A 238-nucleotide genomic window follows, 5' to 3' on the forward strand; every position below is an offset into this window, starting at 1 on the left:
ATCCTTGATCCACACTTGAACTGTGTGTTCCGTCACGTCACAAAGTTCAACCTGCTCCAGCCAGCTCGTGCCCGGAAACTTCACGAACCATTGCTGTCTCTTTTCGAGAATATTTTTCTTGGGTTCCGGAGGTGGCGGCAGGCCGTGTCGTGGATCGAGCGGGTGAGGGCGGTTGGTTCCGTATTCGATTGTCAATTCTTTTCTCCTTCGTCTAGAATTCGGTCGATTGTCGCAATGT

General features: G+C 51.3%; 1 protein-coding gene. It reads right to left on the reverse strand.

The annotated features are described in order from the left end of the window. Window positions 1-195: hypothetical protein (locus tag AC1RPQ_RS08680; protein ID WP_481762381.1), on the reverse strand; the 195-nt coding region annotated here is incomplete at its 3' end. Window positions 196-238 lie beyond the last annotated feature (43 nt).

The organism is Dellaglioa sp. CoH-57-MRSF-21 (genome assembly GCF_056781915.1).